The sequence below is a fragment of the uncultured Sulfitobacter sp. genome, assembly GCF_947502895.1.
Lineage (GTDB): Bacteria > Pseudomonadota > Alphaproteobacteria > Rhodobacterales > Rhodobacteraceae > Sulfitobacter.
The window spans coordinates 128,379-145,205 of sequence record NZ_CANNBM010000004.1; the positions used below are offsets into that span (position 1 = coordinate 128,379).

19 protein-coding genes are annotated in these 16,827 nt (G+C 55.9%); 10 read left to right on the forward strand and 9 right to left on the reverse strand.

All coding sequences use genetic code 11. The annotated features are described in order from the left end of the window. Nucleotides 1-10: 10 nt before the first annotated feature. From Q0903_RS15710 to Q0903_RS15720, 3 genes are read left to right on the forward strand one after another with little or no spacing between them, the layout of a single operon-like run. The gene (locus Q0903_RS15710; RefSeq protein WP_299416939.1) at nt 11-484 is read left to right on the forward strand and encodes an isoprenylcysteine carboxylmethyltransferase family protein; all 474 of its coding nucleotides are present in this window, start codon (nt 11-13) and stop codon (nt 482-484) included. A gap of 22 nt (nt 485-506) precedes the next feature. Then, on the forward strand, nt 507-1,160 hold the full coding sequence (locus Q0903_RS15715) for a cation transporter (RefSeq protein ID WP_299417206.1): 654 nt from the start codon (nt 507-509) through the stop codon (nt 1,158-1,160). Next, nucleotides 1,150-1,710: a PEMT/PEM2 methyltransferase family protein gene (locus tag Q0903_RS15720; RefSeq protein WP_299416941.1), complete on the forward strand. Its 561-nt coding sequence runs from the start codon at nt 1,150-1,152 to the stop codon at nt 1,708-1,710. The genes Q0903_RS15715 and Q0903_RS15720 overlap by 11 nt, the downstream gene beginning before the upstream one ends. 40 nt (nt 1,711-1,750) lie before the next feature. On the opposite strand, the gene Q0903_RS15725 is transcribed toward Q0903_RS15720, so the two are convergent. Next, complete coding sequence (locus tag Q0903_RS15725) at nt 1,751-2,275, reverse strand: Crp/Fnr family transcriptional regulator (protein WP_299416943.1); 525 nt, start codon at nt 2,273-2,275, stop codon at nt 1,751-1,753. 68 nt (nt 2,276-2,343) lie between these two features. Here Q0903_RS15725 and Q0903_RS15730 point away from each other — a divergent pair, with 68 nt between their 5' ends. From Q0903_RS15730 to Q0903_RS15750, 5 genes are all read left to right on the forward strand, one after another. Then, the gene (locus Q0903_RS15730) at nt 2,344-2,931 is read left to right on the forward strand and encodes a hypothetical protein (RefSeq protein WP_299416945.1); all 588 of its coding nucleotides are present in this window, start codon (nt 2,344-2,346) and stop codon (nt 2,929-2,931) included. A 489-nt stretch (nt 2,932-3,420) separates the two neighbouring features. After that, a complete protein-coding gene (locus tag Q0903_RS15735) occupies nt 3,421-3,915 on the forward strand; it encodes a DUF411 domain-containing protein (RefSeq protein ID WP_299416947.1) in 495 nt (164 codons plus the stop codon). Continuing rightward, complete coding sequence (locus Q0903_RS15740; RefSeq protein ID WP_299416949.1) at nt 3,912-4,376, forward strand: cytochrome c; 465 nt, start codon at nt 3,912-3,914, stop codon at nt 4,374-4,376. The genes Q0903_RS15735 and Q0903_RS15740 overlap by 4 nt, the downstream gene beginning before the upstream one ends. Then, nucleotides 4,373-4,717: a copper resistance CopC family protein gene (locus tag Q0903_RS15745; protein ID WP_299416951.1), complete on the forward strand. Its 345-nt coding sequence runs from the start codon at nt 4,373-4,375 to the stop codon at nt 4,715-4,717. Before Q0903_RS15740 ends, Q0903_RS15745 begins: the two co-directional genes overlap by 4 nt. Nucleotides 4,718-4,722: 5 nt before the next feature. Continuing rightward, the gene (locus Q0903_RS15750) at nt 4,723-5,601 is read left to right on the forward strand and encodes a CopD family protein (protein WP_299416953.1); all 879 of its coding nucleotides are present in this window, start codon (nt 4,723-4,725) and stop codon (nt 5,599-5,601) included. Between the two features lie 67 nt (nt 5,602-5,668). Here Q0903_RS15750 and Q0903_RS15755 read toward each other — a convergent pair whose 3' ends face one another. Continuing rightward, complete coding sequence (locus Q0903_RS15755) at nt 5,669-5,941, reverse strand: metal-sensitive transcriptional regulator (protein WP_299416955.1); 273 nt, start codon at nt 5,939-5,941, stop codon at nt 5,669-5,671. Between the two features lie 136 nt (nt 5,942-6,077). Between Q0903_RS15755 and Q0903_RS15760 the strand changes: the two genes are divergently transcribed. Next, entirely contained in the window at nt 6,078-6,866 is a 789-nt protein-coding gene (locus tag Q0903_RS15760) for a glutaredoxin family protein (RefSeq protein ID WP_299416957.1), read from the forward strand. Between the two features lie 219 nt (nt 6,867-7,085). Further along, complete coding sequence (locus Q0903_RS15765) at nt 7,086-7,589, forward strand: DsbA family protein (protein WP_299416959.1); 504 nt, start codon at nt 7,086-7,088, stop codon at nt 7,587-7,589. Nucleotides 7,590-8,124: 535 nt separating this feature from the next. Here the strand turns inward: Q0903_RS15765 and Q0903_RS15770 are convergent. The 7 genes from Q0903_RS15770 to Q0903_RS15800 form a co-directional block, all read right to left on the reverse strand. Then, on the reverse strand, nt 8,125-9,294 hold the full coding sequence (locus Q0903_RS15770) for an ABC transporter substrate-binding protein (protein ID WP_299416961.1): 1,170 nt from the start codon (nt 9,292-9,294) through the stop codon (nt 8,125-8,127). Nucleotides 9,295-9,334: 40 nt separating this feature from the next. Further along, entirely contained in the window at nt 9,335-10,363 is a 1,029-nt protein-coding gene (locus Q0903_RS15775) for a branched-chain amino acid ABC transporter permease (RefSeq protein WP_299416962.1), read from the reverse strand. A 3-nt stretch (nt 10,364-10,366) separates the two neighbouring features. After that, complete coding sequence (locus Q0903_RS15780; RefSeq protein WP_299030242.1) at nt 10,367-11,281, reverse strand: branched-chain amino acid ABC transporter permease; 915 nt, start codon at nt 11,279-11,281, stop codon at nt 10,367-10,369. Beyond that, on the reverse strand, nt 11,278-12,012 hold the full coding sequence (locus tag Q0903_RS15785; protein WP_299416964.1) for an ABC transporter ATP-binding protein: 735 nt from the start codon (nt 12,010-12,012) through the stop codon (nt 11,278-11,280). Before Q0903_RS15785 ends, Q0903_RS15780 begins: the two co-directional genes overlap by 4 nt. Then, a complete protein-coding gene (locus Q0903_RS15790; protein WP_299416966.1) occupies nt 12,012-12,740 on the reverse strand; it encodes an ABC transporter ATP-binding protein in 729 nt (242 codons plus the stop codon). Before Q0903_RS15790 ends, Q0903_RS15785 begins: the two co-directional genes overlap by 1 nt. A gap of 70 nt (nt 12,741-12,810) precedes the next feature. Further along, complete coding sequence (locus Q0903_RS15795) at nt 12,811-14,766, reverse strand: hydantoinase B/oxoprolinase family protein (protein ID WP_299416967.1); 1,956 nt, start codon at nt 14,764-14,766, stop codon at nt 12,811-12,813. 4 nt (nt 14,767-14,770) lie between these two features. Further along, nucleotides 14,771-16,798 carry a hydantoinase/oxoprolinase family protein gene (locus tag Q0903_RS15800; protein WP_299416969.1) on the reverse strand — a complete coding sequence of 676 codons (2,028 nt, stop codon included), beginning with the start codon at nt 16,796-16,798 and terminating at the stop codon, nt 14,771-14,773. Nucleotides 16,799-16,827 lie beyond the last annotated feature (29 nt).

Genomic DNA, 16,827 nt, shown 5'->3' on the forward strand with positions numbered 1-16,827 from the left:
AAGCGTCTTCATGAACATACCCCCACTCGCGCAGCTGTCATTTTGCATGGTGATGGCAAGCTTGCTTGCTTCTTTCGCTCCACTGGCGGCGTTCCATGCACCTGTATGGCTTATTGCGTTCGAAGCAATCGCTGGCGTCGCGTTTCTGCTGCCCGCCTTCGTGAGCTTCGTGCGTCACAAAACGACAGTGAACCCGCAGTCACCAGAGGCTGCGACCACGCTCGTAACCAGCGGTATCTACAGCATAACGCGCAACCCTATGTACGTGGGAATGCTGATCCTCTTGATCGCTTTTGTCCTATGGCTCGGGGCTCTCAGCGCAGTCTTGGCTGTAATCGCGTTCTTTTTGATTATTGATCGATTTCAAATCAGGAGCGAAGAACGGGTCCTGATCCAATTATTCGACAACCCTTATCAAGATTATGCCGCGCGTATCCCGCGCTGGCTTTTCATTCGCTCAAAACTGGATTCATCAAATGACTGAGATAATCAGCGAAACCGAAGTCGTGTGCGGATGCTCTGGCAATCCAAAATTTGATGGTGTCGATCCCGCCTATAAGCGGGTTCTTTGGATCGTTATCTTCATAAACGCCGCCATGTTTTTCATTGAAATGTCGGCGGGCAAGCTTGCTGGATCACAAGCACTGCAAGCAGATGCCCTCGACTTTCTGGGGGATGCGTTGACCTATGGTCTCAGCCTCGCAGTGATCGGGATGAGCCTCAAGGTACGCTCGACCGCTGCGCTAATCAAAGGGCTTAGTTTGCTGTTCATGGGCCTTTGGGTCTTTGGCTCAACTGTGTATCAGATCCTTGTTCTGGGCGTTCCAAGCGCGCAGATCATGGGGTTGATAGGGTTGCTTGCGCTTGCCGCCAACTTGGCAAGTGTCTTGCTTTTGATGCGCTACAAGGACGGTGATGCAAACGTCCGCTCTGTCTGGTTGTGTTCGCGCAATGACGCCATCGGCAATGTCGCAGTCATGATTGCAAGCTTTGCAGTCTTTTTGACGGCTTCGGCGTGGCCTGATCTCATCGTTGCGATCATTATGGGAGGTCTGTTTCTGAGATCGGCTCAGCTTATTCTGGTTCAAGCTTGGCAGGAATTCCGTTCAGGCAAAGACGCCAGGGCGTTGGATAACCATGGACATAACCATGCTCAGTAACTTCGAAGTCCTTGCCATATCAGTCGGCGGGATCGCCGGATGTTACCTTCTTGTGGCCTTCGGGTGGTCCATCGCATTCCCAGAGCGGCGTATCTGGCCGCCAAAGGAGGCCACAACGGGCATCAAGCTTCGAGTCTGGCTTGCGACGATCTCGATATTTGCAGCGACCTTCGTGCTGGGCATCGCTGACTGGAACAGCTTTGACTGGCCAGCACCGGCCAGGTGGAGCATTGGTCTTGGCTTAATAATCGCAGGAAATGTAGTTGTCTGGATGGGTGTTAGAAAAATTGGCCTTGGTACGACCAGTGGCGAAGTCGCCGAGTTGAAGACTGATGGCCTCTATCGCTACTCTCGCAACCCACAATACGTTGCTGACATGGTTATCCTTATCGGCTGGGCCGTACTGTCTGCGTCAGGATGGGCGGCATGTGTCGCTGCGTTCGGCATCATCGTTCTGGCGGCCGCGCCATTTGCTGAAGAGCCTTGGTTAGAGAACGCCTATGGTGCTCGGTACAGCAGATACAAAACAAGCGTGCGACGATTTGTATAGTGAAACAGGATAGAGCTGGCATTAACCCTTCAGCTTGATTTCATGCATTGCCTCGCCTAATAGCGAGCTCCCGATAGAGTGCCGGAGCAGATACACCGATCTGGTCGGCCACATTGATCCATTCTCCTTTCGGCGGTTCGCCGTATAAATTAACCCAAGCGTCCAGCCGTTCAGCCACCCGCCGCAATCGCAGGATTTCAATTCGCGTCCGTTGCGCCTGCACTTCCTTGGCGTGTGTTTCAATTAAACTGAGGGCTGCATCTGAGTGTTTTTGAATGAAGGCCAGAAACTTGGCGCGGGGCAGACTGGCAATTGCGGAGTCTGTACGTGCAACTGCGTCACAGTGATAAGCATCAGCAAACAAGGATGCTTCGGCCAAAGCCATATTGGCAGTCGCGATATGCAGTGTCAGCGGGACGCCATCCGTCATCGGGCGCTCTAATGCTACCGCGCCGGAGCAAACCAGATACATGAACTGCACAGGGTCGCCCTGATGAAACAGGGTTGAACCTTTTGCAACCTTTCGGACAGGTACACCGTCGAAAATATCAAGCCATTCAGACATGATAAAGATCATATGGATCAAAGAGCGTCTCGGATAGTCTGTAATTGTAAATTGAAAGGCATGCGAACATGCGGACAAAGATAATTCTCACTGCAACGGTTTTGATTGGCGGCACAGCATTTGCAATCGCGCAGACCAGTCACACAGGGCACGGTGATGGTATGGATCATTCCGTGCATCAGCAGGAGCAGGCTGTGACTGGCGCTGTTCTGTCCGAGCCAGGTCAAGGGGCATTTGCGGCTCTTTCCGAAGTCGTGCGCGTGTTGGAAGCCGACCCGAAAACGAATTGGGCACAAGTTGATCTAGCCGGGCTGCGAGCTCATTTGGTCGATATGGACCGCTTGGTCATGGACGCCGTTGTCATGGAAGCTGACCTACCCGACGGGATCAGTGCAATCGCCACCGGTGATGCTGGCACTATCGCTACACTTCGGCGCATGGTTCCAGCCCACGCCGCTCAGCTTGCCCGCGATGGTGGCTGGACCGTTGCTGCTTCAGAAACCAGTGATGGGATCAAGCTGAGCGTGACCAGTGAAATTCCGGTAGTAGTAGCCAAGATCAAAGGCCTTGGGTTTTTTGGACTGATGGCAAGTCAGGATCATCACCGCGAGCATCACTTTATGATGGCTCGGGGGATTGATGCCCACGGTCACTGAACTGCCGAGACCGCCAGTAACGGACCTGCGACTTGCCAAATCGCATATACCCCGTATAGGTATATTGCATGCACTTGGTCCGTATCCTTCTTGTCATCCTATTGACGTTATCCACTTCGCTCTCCAATGCGATGGACGCAGGACATATGCCAGCGTCAGACCATGTACACGCGACTTTTGAAGGTTTGACTGATGCGCAACCTTCATGCTGTCAGGACAGCACCGAACGCGCCCCGACTTGCCACACTCTATTGGCTCTTCTTCCCACTTTGACTCTGAGTGGCACTGTGCCTGTTGCTGGCGAGGATGTGTTCTGCACATCCGGCGTGCTTTTGACTGGTTTTGAACCGTCTGGCCCTCTCGATCCGCCCCGCAAGGTGTAATGCATGCTGTGCCATTCCGTGGTGCGGCGCAGACTATTAGTCACATCAAAGCGGGCTTTGCCCGATGCCTAGATCCTTGGGCGCACCCTTTCGAGAGGAACATCTCATGAAACCGATCAAAACAATTCTGGCCTTTACACCCGCTGTCGCACTTGTACTTGGAATGGCGTCTTTCGGCTGGGCTGGCATGGCTCATGCAGACAACCATGGAGCCATGTCCCATCACGGCACCATGCACGTTACAAAAAGCCCGACCTGTGGCTGTTGCGGCGCATGGGTCGCACTAGCCCGCCAAGAAGGCTACGACGTCGAAGTGACTGACACAGCAGATGTGACGTCCGTGAAGCTGGATGCCGACATCCCTGGCAATATGTGGGCCTGTCATACCGCGACGGTGCACGGCTACGTGGTTGAAGGCCACGTTCCGTTTGAAGCTCTGGCAAAGCTTCTGGAAGAACGCCCCGACATCACCGGAATTGCGGTCCCCGGTATGCCCGCTGGCTCTCCTGGCATGGGGAATGATCCGACTGCGCGCTATGACGTGATCGCTTTTGGTGGCGATGCGGGTGATGGCGAGGTCTTCTATCAGGCCGGTCTGTGAAACGGAGCGCTTTGATAGCCGTTGGCGGAGCGGCCCTTTTGGGGGTCGCTCTCTACGCATTTAGCAATGTTTCAGCGGAAGCGGACCGCGTCATTTTGCGCGACAATGATCTCGCTATCGTCGCGCTCGGTATAAGTGTCTACGAGGCGAACTGTGCCTCTTGCCATGGTGCCGATCTGGAAGGTCAAGCCAACTGGCGGTCTCCGGGTGAGGATGGACGGCTTCCGGCACCCCCACATGATAAGACTGGACACACGTGGCACCATGACGGTGACACGCTGTTTCAGCTAACCAAATACGGCGTTGGTGCGTTGATCAATGATCCGGACTACGTCTCCAACATGCCGATTTACGAGGGTGTTCTGAGCGATGAAGAGATTATCGCTGTGCTAAGCTACATCAAATCAACTTGGCCAGAGGAAATTCGCGCCCGTCACAACGAAATGGAAAACAGACAATGAGACAGATGACCCTTGTGCTTCTCGCGTTGGCCGCAACCGCGACCGGAGTTTTGGCACACTCAAAGGCCGAAAAAACCACACCTGCTAATGAAGCGACAGTCGCAATGGTTGACGTGATTGAAATGCGCTTTGATGATCCCATGCGCGTGACCGCGATCACGCTAACCGGACCAGACGGTAACGTAGGCATCGAGCGGGAAACCGGCATGGACGCCGTGACGGAGTTCCGTGCGCTGCCACCTGCTGATTTGCCGGACGGGGCCTATACAGTTGATTGGCGCGGTCTGTCGTCGGACGGTCATCCAATGCAGGGCTCTTTCAGCTTTGAAGTAGCCGACTGATCCAAATGGAAGGTTTAGCACCAATCGACGGATGGGCCATAGCGGCGATCATTGCGAAGGCTGTGGGCTATGGCGCGGCACTTCTTGCCATGGGCGGGCCGATGTTTGTTCTGGTGTTTCCAGCCGCAAACGCTGATGCACGCCAACTGGCTCGGAACGTTGCTGTCATCGCCGCCTTGATTGGGTTGGCGGTGTTGGCTCTGCGCTTTGGTATTCGAGCTGCCCGTATATCCGGAATGGGTATATCGGGGTCTGTCGATCCGATGATGCTTGGTTTTGTCTGGGACAGTCCACTTGGGTCTGCGGCGATCTGGCGAGGCGCGGGCGAATTGCTGATTGTTGCAATGCTGATCAGAGGCGTCGTTGGCCTCTCGGCAGGATTGATCGGAGCGCTTTTGATTGCAATGTCCTACACGTTTGTGGGGCATTCTCTTGGCGAACCCCGCTGGCTGCTTGCATCGTTGTTGACCCTGCATTTGCTGGCAGCAGCGTTTTGGATCGGCGCGCTGTTCCCCCTACGGCACGCCGTCGGCCAGCCGGACGGAGCAAGGCTGCTTCATCATTTTGGAAGCATCGCCAGTTTTACGGTCGCATTGCTCATAGTCGTTGGTTTGATTTTTGCTTGGCTGATGACCGGATCACTCTCGAACCTGCTCTCATCCGCTTACGGCTGGACGCTTCTTGCCAAGCTCGGTGTTGTGACCGGGTTGATGATCTTGGCCGCCCTCAACAAATGGCGCTTCGTTCCGGCACTGACCTCTGGCGCACGCACAGCCGTTCCCCATCTGCGCCGCTCTATCCAGATCGAGGCTGTAGCCGTTTTGCTCATCTTGCTGGCAACAGCAACACTCACGTCGATCACCACACCTCCGGTTAACCTTTGAAGAGGAATTTTCATACCACAAAACAGATGGATCGCCGTTTAGCGCGGACAAATCCCGGAATGAAAAGTTACCTTGATGCCTTCTGCAAAAGCCCGATCAGCTCGTCAAACTTGGCTCTCTGTTCCTCTGGGTCGCCGCTTTCAATAGCCGTCTCGACACAATGTGCTGCATGGTTTTCGAGGATCAGTTTTTCAACACCAAGAATGGCGGACCGTATTGCCGCAGTCTGCGCCAGAATATCCATGCAGTAGCGGTCGGCCTCGACCATTCCTGCAATACCGCGCACTTGTCCTTCCAGCCGTGACAGCCGGTCCAGTGTCTTGTCCTTGTTGGCTTTCACGCGTGGCTCTCCTTCTTTTTGTATCCCTAGGGTGGCAATTGTTCATATACCCCATAGGGGTATATGAACAGCACCCCCAGTAGATAATTTGGCAACCATACACTGGCCTTAAGCAAAACGCATCAGGAGAGCTATCGTGCAAAGAGATACCCGTGACGTTACCGATGTAACGACCGACCCTGCGGCATCTGCGACTGGTAAAACAGCCGTTGTCTACCGAATGGACTTGCCAAACCATCTGTGCCCATCGGGACAAAAGGCACGATGGCTCTTGGACCGCCACGGCTATGAGGTCGATGATCGTTTGTTCCGTGAACGATCTGAAGTTGATGCGTTCAAGGAAGCGCATGATGTACCGACCACTCCGCAGATATGGATCGAAGGCGAGAGGGTAGGCGGCTACGACGCCCTGCGCGAAAAACTCACCAACTACGATCCGAGGGCTAAGACTTACAAACCGGTCCTTTACCTTTTTGCCGCGGCTGCTGCCACCGCGCTTGCGCTTTCCATTGGCTTCCTTGGGGCAATCACGTGGCAAACGCTGGGCTGGTTCGTTTCGGTTTCGATGATCCTGTTAGGGATGCAGAAGCTCCGCGACATCGAGAGTTTCACCACGATGTTTCTTAATTACGATTTGCTGGCGCGGAGATGGGTGCCGTATGCGTACTTCTATCCTTGGGTCGAGATTGCAGCAGGTATCCTAATGACCGGCATGTTGTTGACCTGGCTTGCGGCCCCTGCGGCGCTCTTTATCGCGACGGTCGGGGCAATTAGCGTTTTCAAAGCCGTTTACATCGACAAACGAGAATTGAAATGCGCCTGTGTGGGCGGTGGATCGAATGTGCCTCTTGGATTTGTCAGCCTGACAGAAAACCTGATGATGATGGGGATGGCTGTTGTGATGATCGCCTCGATTGCAAGCTGATGGCAAGAACAACTGACTGAAAGCTGCTGGCGTTACTGGCTGGCGGTGCCCTCGCAGTTATAGGGTGGGCGAAAGGCATACCGTATCTGGCATCGCTTGAACAGCCGGACTTCGCGCTTGAGGACATACCTCGTTTGTCACCCTTCCGACGATTGCAAGGGGAGGGTGCGTCCACAGCGGGCGCGGTAATTTTTTCAGGTCTCGATTCCGGTGAACCTGATGACGACGCTGATGACGAACCAGTGCATTGCCTTTTTTGATGAGGGGTCCAGCAACACTGTTCCAGTCGCGATGTTTTCTGACTTCGCCTGTCCGATCTGTCGCGTGAAGTATGATCGTCTGACACATCTTGCGGCGAATGACCCTAATACCTTTCACATCGTCCGTCATCAGCTCCCACTTCTTGGCTTGACGTCGGCGGTTGCCAGCCGTGCGGTGCTGGCAGCGGAGCTTCAGAGCCAGTATCGTGCAATGCGCGCGCGCCTGATCCGAACGCCCGCCGTCACCGATGAACGCTTCATCACGGCCATTGCCGAAAATCTTGACCTCGATGCAGACAGACTGCTGCCAGACATGCAGTCAAATGCCATCGACCGTCGCTTGCGCCTGACAGCGGCCTTTGCAGTTGTCTTTGGATTTATCGGCACACCCGCCTTTGCAGTCGGTCTTATGGTGCTCATGGGGTCAATTCAGATTGGCTCATTACGAAAGCTGATCGCGTAGATTTAGGACAAGGGCTGCGGTCCTTGGTTTTCGTTTTCCGATAGCAGACATTCGTGCGCGTGCAGCGAACTGGCGCTTTGTCCCGCGATGTGTGAGTTCACGTCTCCATGCAATTTTCAGTCGCAACGAAAGTCCGGTCTGACGGGCCGCGGCGCGGCGAGGGCGAGTACCGTTCAATGGCCAGTATAGGCCGTTCATGTCGATGCTATCTAGGCCGATCCCCAATGATGCCGCGAAGCGTAGAACGGCAGCTAAGAGCCTTTTTTACCGATTTTCTGTGGTGCAGCTAAAATCTGCTTTCGGGAAATTGTCAAATTCGCCGAAGAAGTCTCGGTCGATCGCTGCCATCGGGAGAACTTTTGAATGCTGCCCTGCGACAGCTCCAAGTGGGAAAGGCTCTAGCTCAGGCATTCATTGTTGCTCGATGACGGGTCTGTACAAACTTCGTAGCTAAGTTCGCCCGCCAACAAAACTACAGAAAAAGGGCGCTCCTAATTTGGAACGCCCTTCTTTCGATACCTGTAGATGGGTAAGCCTATTTCAACAACACATCCAGCGGCACAGGCTCACTAATTGTGAAGCTGCCGATCACGCCAGGCTTGCCATTTGTGATCTCAACGATCTGCATTTCAGCCGTGTTCTGGTGATGGATCTGATCAGAAAAGCTGCGTGGGCCAAAGGCTGTTGGCTCGCCGTCCATCTTCTCTAGCTCGGCAGTGACGGCTGATGCCTCAACTGTGCCTGCGCGCTCAACCGCCTTGGCCCAGAGGTCAATCAGCAAGTAACCGGGATAGGCGTATGTGCTGGATGGGCCAGCGCCTGTCGTTGCCTCGAACGCATCGCGGAATGCGTTCACGGCGGGACGTGTGTCATCGCCATAGATCGATCCCTGTACTGGCACGATGAAGTTTGACAGATCGGGTGCTGCGTCCAGCCAGTAGGAGCCATCAACCGCAGATCCATTCAAGATGGTTGAATTGATACCCGCTGCCCGGATTTGACGCACTGCAGAGGCCGCCCCCGGTATGTAGGAGCATAGCATGATAACGTCGGGCTCTTTATCCAAACCCTTGATCCGCGTGATCTGGCTGGCGATGGACGCATCGCCATTCAGGAATGTGTCGCGCCCCACAATCTCACCACCTGCCTTAGGGAACATCCAGTCATAACCGGTGCAGATGCCTTTGTTGTATTCGATTGTTGTGTCCAGAAGCACATAGCCGGTTTTGGCTGAGCGTTCTTTGACGGACCACTCTGCCATCGTGGCGCCTTGGACGGCAGCCAAGACAGAAGCTGAGAAACTATTGGGGCCAACGCCTTGGATGCCCGCTTTGATGTCTTCAGCACACAGGAAAAAGGAGTTCAGTCCAGCGCTTTCAGCCGCCAGCGCCGCAGGGGCACCAAAGTCATAGTCGCAAGACACGATCAACATGTCTGCGCCATCATCGACCATTTGCAGGCCCGCACTGGCGGATTGGGCTTGATCACTTTTGGTGTCCGCTTCGATCCATTTTAGTTGCTTGCCAAGCAGCCCACCAGCTGCATTGATTTCGTCAATGCGAATGCGGGCCGCAGCGACAGCTGGCGCGTCATAAGCTTCGACCCAGCCAGACTTTGCGATAGCAAATCCGATTGTGATGTCATCGGCCATAGCAGGTATGCCAAGGGCCATTGTGAGGGCTGTTGCAGTTAAGAAATGTTTCATTCGTCGTCTCCCTTTAGAATTCGATGTGATTGTTTTTCGGTCAGCGGCCACCGATCCGCAGCCGGAGTTCACGCCCGCCGGTCAACCCGGCTGGGCGTAGAATGAGGACCAGAATCATGATGATCCCAATGATGATTTCCTGAGCGCCCGTTGGCAGGGCATATGTCGCTTCACCAATCTCCATCCCGCGCTCCATGCGCACGAGCGCTTCGATGATGATGGATAGAACGAGCACGCCCGTGACTGCCCCCGTCAGGCTGCCGATCCCCCCCACCACAAGCATCGCAAGCGTTATGAAGGTGACACCAAGGTAAAAGCTATTCGGGTTTAGAACGCCTAGCGAATGACCAAACAATGCGCCCGCAACACCCGCAAAGAAGGCGGAAACCACGAGTGAGATCAGGCGATGGCGATACATGTTAATGCCACTGGCGTCGGCGGCGACTTCATCTTCGCGGCTGGCGCGCAGGGCGAGACCAGAGGCAGAATTAGCATACCATGCCGCCGCCAGTATGGTGACCGCTGCCCAGCCCAGAGCGACCCATTGGTCCGCATAGCGCGTCAGTCCCACAACAGACGATGTCGCCCCAGTGACGCCTTCCCAACTGGAATAGACGGTGTAGACAATCGCCAAAAATGCAAAGGTTGCGATGGAAGCGGCAATGCCGGACAGCCGCAAGATCGCCGCCCCTGAGATCAGCGCAACCAACGCCGCCAGCACACCAGAGGCCACAGCTGCGGGCAAAACATGCCACTCCGCCGTCGCCAGATAGGGCCACAGATCAGGCAAGAACATGCCCTTCATTTGCGGTCTAAGGGTCAACCAAGCCGAACAATAGGCCCCAATTGCCATATATCCTGCATGGCCAAAACTGACGACTCCTGAGTTGCCCACAAAAATCCAAAGCCCGACAACAAAGGTCACTCGGATGAGCGTTTGTGCTGCCATGCGCGCCAGAGATTTATCACCCAGAAGCGTGACCAGCAGCGTGAACACAACGAGAATGGCAATCAACAGGATTGGCGTGGACCACGCACTCAGGCGCTTTTGTTTATGTGTCTGAGCCATGCGCTACACCCTCGGCTTTGTGGAACGCGGTGCGAACAGCCCGTCGGGCCGCAGCAGCAAGCTGACGATGACCAGCGTGTACAGGAACGCATCGCGGAAGGGCCGCGCTTCAAGCGGCAGGAACCCTTGCAAGATGACCGAGGCCGCACCAATCAAAAAGCCCGCGGCAACCGCCCCCGGCAAGCTGCCCAAGCCGCCGATTACCGTGGCAATAAACGCCACCAACATGATCTGCCCACCCATGCGCACATCCGCAACGCCGGTTTGAGTAACCATAATCAACGCGACTGCTGCGGCCAAAGCGCCCGACAGTGCAAAAGCCCCGGTGATCACAACATTGGCGCGCACGCCCAACAGCCGGGCCATGGTGAAATTCTCAGCCGCAGCGCGCATTTCAAGGCCGATCCGGGTGCGTTTCAAAAGCAAAGCAAGTGTCACGACCACAAGCAACGTAGTGCAAATGACGATGATCTGTAACAGCGGGATTGAGGCACCCGCGATACTGACGGGCTGGTTCAACTCGGGCCACAGGCTGACTGCTTTGGGACGGCTGCTATAGATCAACAACAGTGTGTTTTGGATCACGAACCCCAAGGCAAAAGATGAGATCATCATCGCCACAGGCGTTGCATTGCGCATGTGCCTGAAGACGAAGAACTCCGAGGCGACAGCGATTGCAGCACCGATCAACAGCAGAGTAGGGATCAACAGGATCGCAGGCGCCTGGCCAAGGAACATCACCGCAACCGCATCCGTGGAAGGCACAATCAAGGCAAAGACGCAGAAGGCGATGTATTCACCATGGGCGAAGTTCACGAGCTTCATCACCCCAAAGATCAGCGCGATCCCAAGAGCGGCCATTGCGTAAATCCCCCCAAGGCTCAGCGCATCAAAGAGCAGTTGTGGAATGGCGTTCATGTCGCATCCTCCGACTGTTCTTGCCCAAAGTATGCTTCCTTGAGCAGGTCGCTTTCCGCGAATTTGGCCGCATCGCCGTCGCCTACGATTTTGCCTCCACGCAGCAGCACCATACGCCCGCCAACACGCGCGGCACGGGCTGAGCTTTGCTCGACAATGATCAAGGTGAGGCCGCGTTCTTTTTGAAGACTGACCAGCGTTGCATACACTTGGTCGACGATGTTGGGGGCAAGTCCCAGCGACGGTTCATCAACCAGCATCAGCTTGGGATTGGTCATCAAGCCGCGCCCGATGGCGAGCATCTGTTGCTGCCCACCAGACAATGCACCGGCGTTGGCATGTCGCCGCTCTCCCAGAATGGGGAAGCTTTCATAAACGCCGTCGATGTCCGTTTCTATCGCGGCCTTATCGCGGCGGATGCCTGTGCCCACACGCAGGTTTTCTTCAACCGTGAGGGTGCCGAAAATCTCACGCCCCTCTGGCACCATGGTCAATCCCAGACGCGCAATCGCCTCGGGGGAGCGGCCGTTCAAGACATCGCCATCGACTTCAATCCGCCCATTGGTTGTTGGTGCAGCCCCACAGATCGCTTTGAGCAGCGAGGATTTGCCCGCGCCGTTTGGTCCGGAGATGAACAGACGCTCGCCCTCCGCTACGGTGAAGGAAACGTCCGACAACGCAGGTACTTTGCCGTAGCGTACCGAGACATCATAAACGCCAAGTTTTGACATTACGCGTCCTCCTGATGTTCGGCACCAAGGTAGGCCTCGCGCACGGCCTGACTGCCAAGGATCGCGGCTTTGTCGCCTTGTTCGATAATTTTACCGGCGTCCAGCACATAGACGTGGCTTGCCAGCGACAGCACCAGCCCAACGTTGTGTTCAATCAACAGGACCCCGCATCCCAACTCATCCGCGATGCGTCTGATAATCTGGGCCAGATCGTCCGCTTCGGTTTCTGACATGCCTGCGGCGGGTTCATCCAGCAGCAGAAAGTCGGGCGCAAACATCAGCGCGCGGGCAATGCCAACGCGGCGTTCGTCAGTATAGGGCAATCCGGCGGCGGGCAGTTCGGCCAGATGTTCTGCCCCCATCCAGGTCAGCAGGCGCGTGGCCTCTTCCTCAGACGCGCGGCGGGAATGGCCAAGGCCGACACCCGTCACTGCAAGGTTGTCCAAAACATCCAAGCCCGTGAACAACCGCCCCGCCTGAAACGTGCGCGCAAGGCCGCGACGGCGGATATCAAAAGGAGCTTTAGTATTGATGTTCTGACCATCCAGCATGACGATGCCAGAAGTCGGGTCCTGAAAGCCGGTGATGATATTGACGCAGGTGGTTTTGCCCGCACCGTTTGGGCCGATCAGCCCAACAATCTGCGATTTCTCGAGCGCAATCGTCACGTCATCCAGCGCCTTGAAGCCGCCGAATGCAACACTGATTGAACTTAGCTCTAGTGACAAAATCTCACCCTTTTGATTTTTTGGCGCTGCGGCTGCCCCGAATTGAGGCAGCCGCAAGGTTGACGTTTGATCAGGACCAATGCGCAACGCTGCGCCGCTCAAAACTCTCACGGAACTGCGCGATGGTTTTGGGCAATGGATCGCCAGTTTCCCAATCGAGGATCACCGCATAACGCCGCACCGCGTCCATCGAGTTGATCTCACCCTTGCGATACATCTCGGCGACTTCCTCAGGGTCTGAGCGCGCCCAAGCAACGCGGTTTGCGCGGATGTGCGCCCTCAGCTTTTCGGTCTCAGCCTCATCGACCTCGTATTCGCAAAGATCCGCGTCGATCTCTTTGATCACCACGCCGTAATCCAGCGCGGCCCGCTCAACAGAAACATAATCGTCGACTACGTCCGTCAATACGGCTTCGGTTGTGCGATCCATCGGATCCCCAAAGCCGCCACCGCCCGCCGTGGGCCGCGCAAAGGTGTCGCCGGAATACATCGGGAAGTCCGAGAAGACCGAACCGAGCCATTCAGGCGTGTCAGACTCTGCCCGCTGGATGGTCAAACCATGCGGCATCGACGGCAACCCGCCATCTACGCCCCAAACTACTGCCCGTTCACGGTCACAGACATAGGACATGACCGACTTTTCACTCTCCAGCAGCAGTGAGGTTTTCTGCACCCCAGTGCCCCCACGCCAGCGGCCCGGTCCGGCGCTGTCTTGCTTGATCTGGAACTCCAGCGTGCGTGTGGGGTTTACCCGCTCGTTCCCTTCATTGGGCTGAGACATCAGACCAGTGCCGAAGCACGCCGTGGTGACGTCGCTGCCGTCCTTGCCGCGACGACCACCCCAGCCACCGGGCAGCCACTCATAGAACATGAACGTGGCGTCTTCTTCACGGCGTTTGTCCGTGCCACCTGCCAGCAGGTATTCAAGGTTGAACGCGCAGGCGATGGCGCGCTCTGGAATGATCTCAGACCACATCTCAAAAACGGAATTCATGATTTTTTCAAACGGCATCAAGAAACCCGTGACTGCGACGGGCCACTGCGCGCTGACCACCGAGTTTTCCGGTGCCTCAACAGAAATCATGCGGTAAAAGCCCGAATTCAACGGCAGGTCAGGAAAGAAGGTCTTCATCCCAGCAACCACAGCCGAGAATGTCGCGCCGGGGGCGGAGTTGTACATCGACCCAATCGTTGGGTGGCTGCCCTCAAAATCATAGTGAATTTGATCGCCTTTGATCGTCATCTTGATGTGGATCGGGATCATGCCTTCACCACCCGATGGATCGCGGTCGATATAATCGACAGATTCCCACGTCCCGTCCGGCAGCGCTGCAATGCGCTGGCGCACGGCGCGCTCGACGTAATCCTGTACTTCGTTCATGCCTTGAGTGACAGCCGCACGGCCATATTTGCGCACCAGACGCAGGATTTCGCGTTCGGCCACTTGAGTGGCTTGCGCTTGCGAATGAATGTCCCCGATGATCGACGCAGGATCACGGGTGTTGTTGGCGATCAGGTTCGCCACGTCGGAACAGAAATCCCCCGCGCGGAACAGCCGGACCGGGGTGATGCGCACCGCCTCGCGGAACATATCCTTGGCCGTCACATCAAACGAGCCGGGGACAGAGCCACCCAGATCAGACCAGTGGCCGTTGGATTGCGAAAATCCAATCAGCTCGTCTTCGTCAAAGATCGGGCGCACAAGGCGCACGTCGCTGAAGTGTGTCCCCCCTGCATAGGGGTCGTTGATGGCGTAGACATCGCCCGGCATCATGTCGCCCTTAAAGACGCGGATCACGTCCTTGCAGGTAAAGTGCAGCGTGCCAACGTGCACCGCGATGTCATCATTGCCTTGCGCGACGGAGTTGCCCTCGGCGTCATGCAACGCGTTAGAGAAATCGCGGTTGTAGATCACAAAGGAATAACAGGTACGCAGCATCTGTTCGGCCATTTGGTCCACAGATGTAATGAATGAGTTCTTGAGAACCTCAAAGGTGACGGGGTCTAGGGCTTTTGAATCACTCATTATCTTACTCCTGCACTCGGATGAGAATGTTCATGTATTGGTCGACCTCAGCGGTCGTGTTCGGCGGGATCACGGTGGTTGAGTCGAACTGCTCAACAATCGCGGGGCCGTCGAACGTGGCACCTGCGCTCAGGTTGTCACGCTCAAAGATCATCGCCGTATGGGCTTTGCCGTTGAACCAGACATCGCGTGTGACGTCGGTTGTTGGCGTGTTATTGACGACCTTCTGGGTTTGAAGCTCGGCCTTGGGGACCATGCCCGTGGCGGTGAGACCAACGCGGAAGATCGACACTGGCGCGTCATCGCGACGGTAGTTGAACTCGCGCTCATGCTCTTTGTGGAACCCGTCGACCAGCGTCTCGATATCCGTGACTTTGGCAGGGGCCGTGACGGCAAGTGAGCGCCACTGACCTTGGTACATCATTTCAACTGTGCGCTGCGTGACGATGTCTTTGGCGGCCACACCCTCATGCTTGAGACGCTCTGCGGCCATCGCCTCGAGACGGCCAAAGGCGGCTTCGATATCTGCAGGATTGGTATCCGATGCCGCAGCCATAAAGCTTTCAGAGAAATCGTGTTGGATATCCACCAGCAGACAGCCCAAAGCAGAGGTCACTCCTGGGTTCGGCGGAATGATCACCGTGGGGATGGACAGTTCCTTAGCAATTGCAGCGCCGTGCAATGCGCCCGCGCCGCCAAAGGCCACAAGTGCAAAGTCGCGGGGGTCATAACCGCGAGAGATCGAGAGCAAACGCACCGCATTTGCCATGTTGGCGTTTGCGACGGCAACGATGGCTTCGGCGGCCTCATGCAGCTCCATCCCAAAGGGCCCAGCAACGGAGTCCTTTACCGAGGCTTCGGCCAGCTTGGGATCAAGCGTGATCTTACCCCCCGCCAGCGACGTGCCCAACCGACCCAGAACAACGTTCGCGTCAGTGTTCGTCGCGACTTCATTGCCGTTTTTGTAACAGGCAGGCCCCGGGAACGCGCCCGCAGACTGCGGGCCATTGCGCAATGAGCCGCCTTCGTCTTTCCAGGCCAGCGACCCGCCGCCTGCACCGATTGTCAAAACCTCAATAGAAGGGAACCGGATCGGGTAGCCATATTCGATGTACCAGTCTTTGGTGACGCGCGATTTGCCTTCATAAACCAGTGACACATCCGTACTGGTGCCGCCCATGTCGAAACCGATGGAGTTTTCAAACCCACAGAGGTTGCCGATAAAGCGACTGGCAATCGCTCCCGCTGCAATGCCAGAGCCTGCCAGACGGGCAGCAAAGTCTTTTACACTGGCAGGTGTCATCACGCCGCCACCTGTATGCAACAGCAGCAGATCCCGTTCGTAGCCTCCGTCAGACAGCTTGCCTTCAAGCCGCTCGACATAGTCGACAACTGACGGTGACACGACGGCATTGGCCATCGTGGTAGAGAACCGCTCGTGCTCAAAAATCTCTGGCAAAACCTGCGAGGAAATGGACACAGGAATGTCGGGCATCACGCTGAGCAGAATTTCCCGCATCCGCGCCTCGTTAGCCCCATTGGTGTAGGAATTCATGAAACACACTGCCACCGAGGCCACATTGCGCTTTTTCAAAATATTGGCGACGCGCAGCGCGTCTTCTTCATTCAGTTTTTCCAACACGGCGCCATTCGCATCAACGCATTCGCGCACCGTCAGGCGGTCGCGGCGCGGGATGTAAGGCTTGGCCACGTCCTTATAGGTGTCCCAAAGGTCTTCTTTATTGGCGCGGCGAATTTCGACCACGTCACGGAACCCGTCGGTGCAGATCATCGCTGAGCGCGCCAAGTTCCGGGTAATCAAAGCGTTGGTAGCAACCGTCGTACCATGCGAAAACATCGAGACCGTGCTCAGGTCGATGTTGCCTTGATCGATCCCGTTCAGAATGGCAACCATCGGATCATCTGGTGTTGATGCAGTCTTCTCGATGCGGATCGCGCCTGAAGTTTCATCCATGATGACGACGTCTGTAAACGTCCCACCTACGTCCACGGCTACTCTGGTATTCTTCATGTCTGCATCCTTCAAAAGACAATAGGGTA

Bases quoted from the DNA above. Each gene is read 5' to 3' on its own strand.
- Q0903_RS15710 (WP_299416939.1), top strand. From the start codon at position 11: ATGAACATACCCCCACTCGCGCAGCTGTCATTTTGCATGGTGATGGCA.
- Q0903_RS15720 (WP_299416941.1), top strand. From the start codon at position 1,150: ATGCTCAGTAACTTCGAAGTCCTTGCCATATCAGTCGGCGGGATCGCC.
- Q0903_RS15725 (WP_299416943.1), bottom strand. From the start codon at position 2,275: ATGTCTGAATGGCTTGATATTTTCGACGGTGTACCTGTCCGAAAGGTT.
- Q0903_RS15730 (WP_299416945.1), top strand. From the start codon at position 2,344: ATGCGGACAAAGATAATTCTCACTGCAACGGTTTTGATTGGCGGCACA.
- Q0903_RS15735 (WP_299416947.1), top strand. From the start codon at position 3,421: ATGAAACCGATCAAAACAATTCTGGCCTTTACACCCGCTGTCGCACTT.
- Q0903_RS15745 (WP_299416951.1), top strand. From the start codon at position 4,373: ATGAGACAGATGACCCTTGTGCTTCTCGCGTTGGCCGCAACCGCGACC.
- Q0903_RS15750 (WP_299416953.1), top strand. From the start codon at position 4,723: ATGGAAGGTTTAGCACCAATCGACGGATGGGCCATAGCGGCGATCATT.
- Q0903_RS15765 (WP_299416959.1), top strand. From the start codon at position 7,086: ATGACGACGCTGATGACGAACCAGTGCATTGCCTTTTTTGATGAGGGG.
- Q0903_RS15770 (WP_299416961.1), bottom strand. From the start codon at position 9,294: ATGAAACATTTCTTAACTGCAACAGCCCTCACAATGGCCCTTGGCATA.
- Q0903_RS15775 (WP_299416962.1), bottom strand. From the start codon at position 10,363: ATGGCTCAGACACATAAACAAAAGCGCCTGAGTGCGTGGTCCACGCCA.
- Q0903_RS15780 (WP_299030242.1), bottom strand. From the start codon at position 11,281: ATGAACGCCATTCCACAACTGCTCTTTGATGCGCTGAGCCTTGGGGGG.
- Q0903_RS15785 (WP_299416964.1), bottom strand. From the start codon at position 12,012: ATGTCAAAACTTGGCGTTTATGATGTCTCGGTACGCTACGGCAAAGTA.
- Q0903_RS15795 (WP_299416967.1), bottom strand. From the start codon at position 14,766: ATGAGTGATTCAAAAGCCCTAGACCCCGTCACCTTTGAGGTTCTCAAG.
- Q0903_RS15800 (WP_299416969.1), bottom strand. From the start codon at position 16,798: ATGAAGAATACCAGAGTAGCCGTGGACGTAGGTGGGACGTTTACAGAC.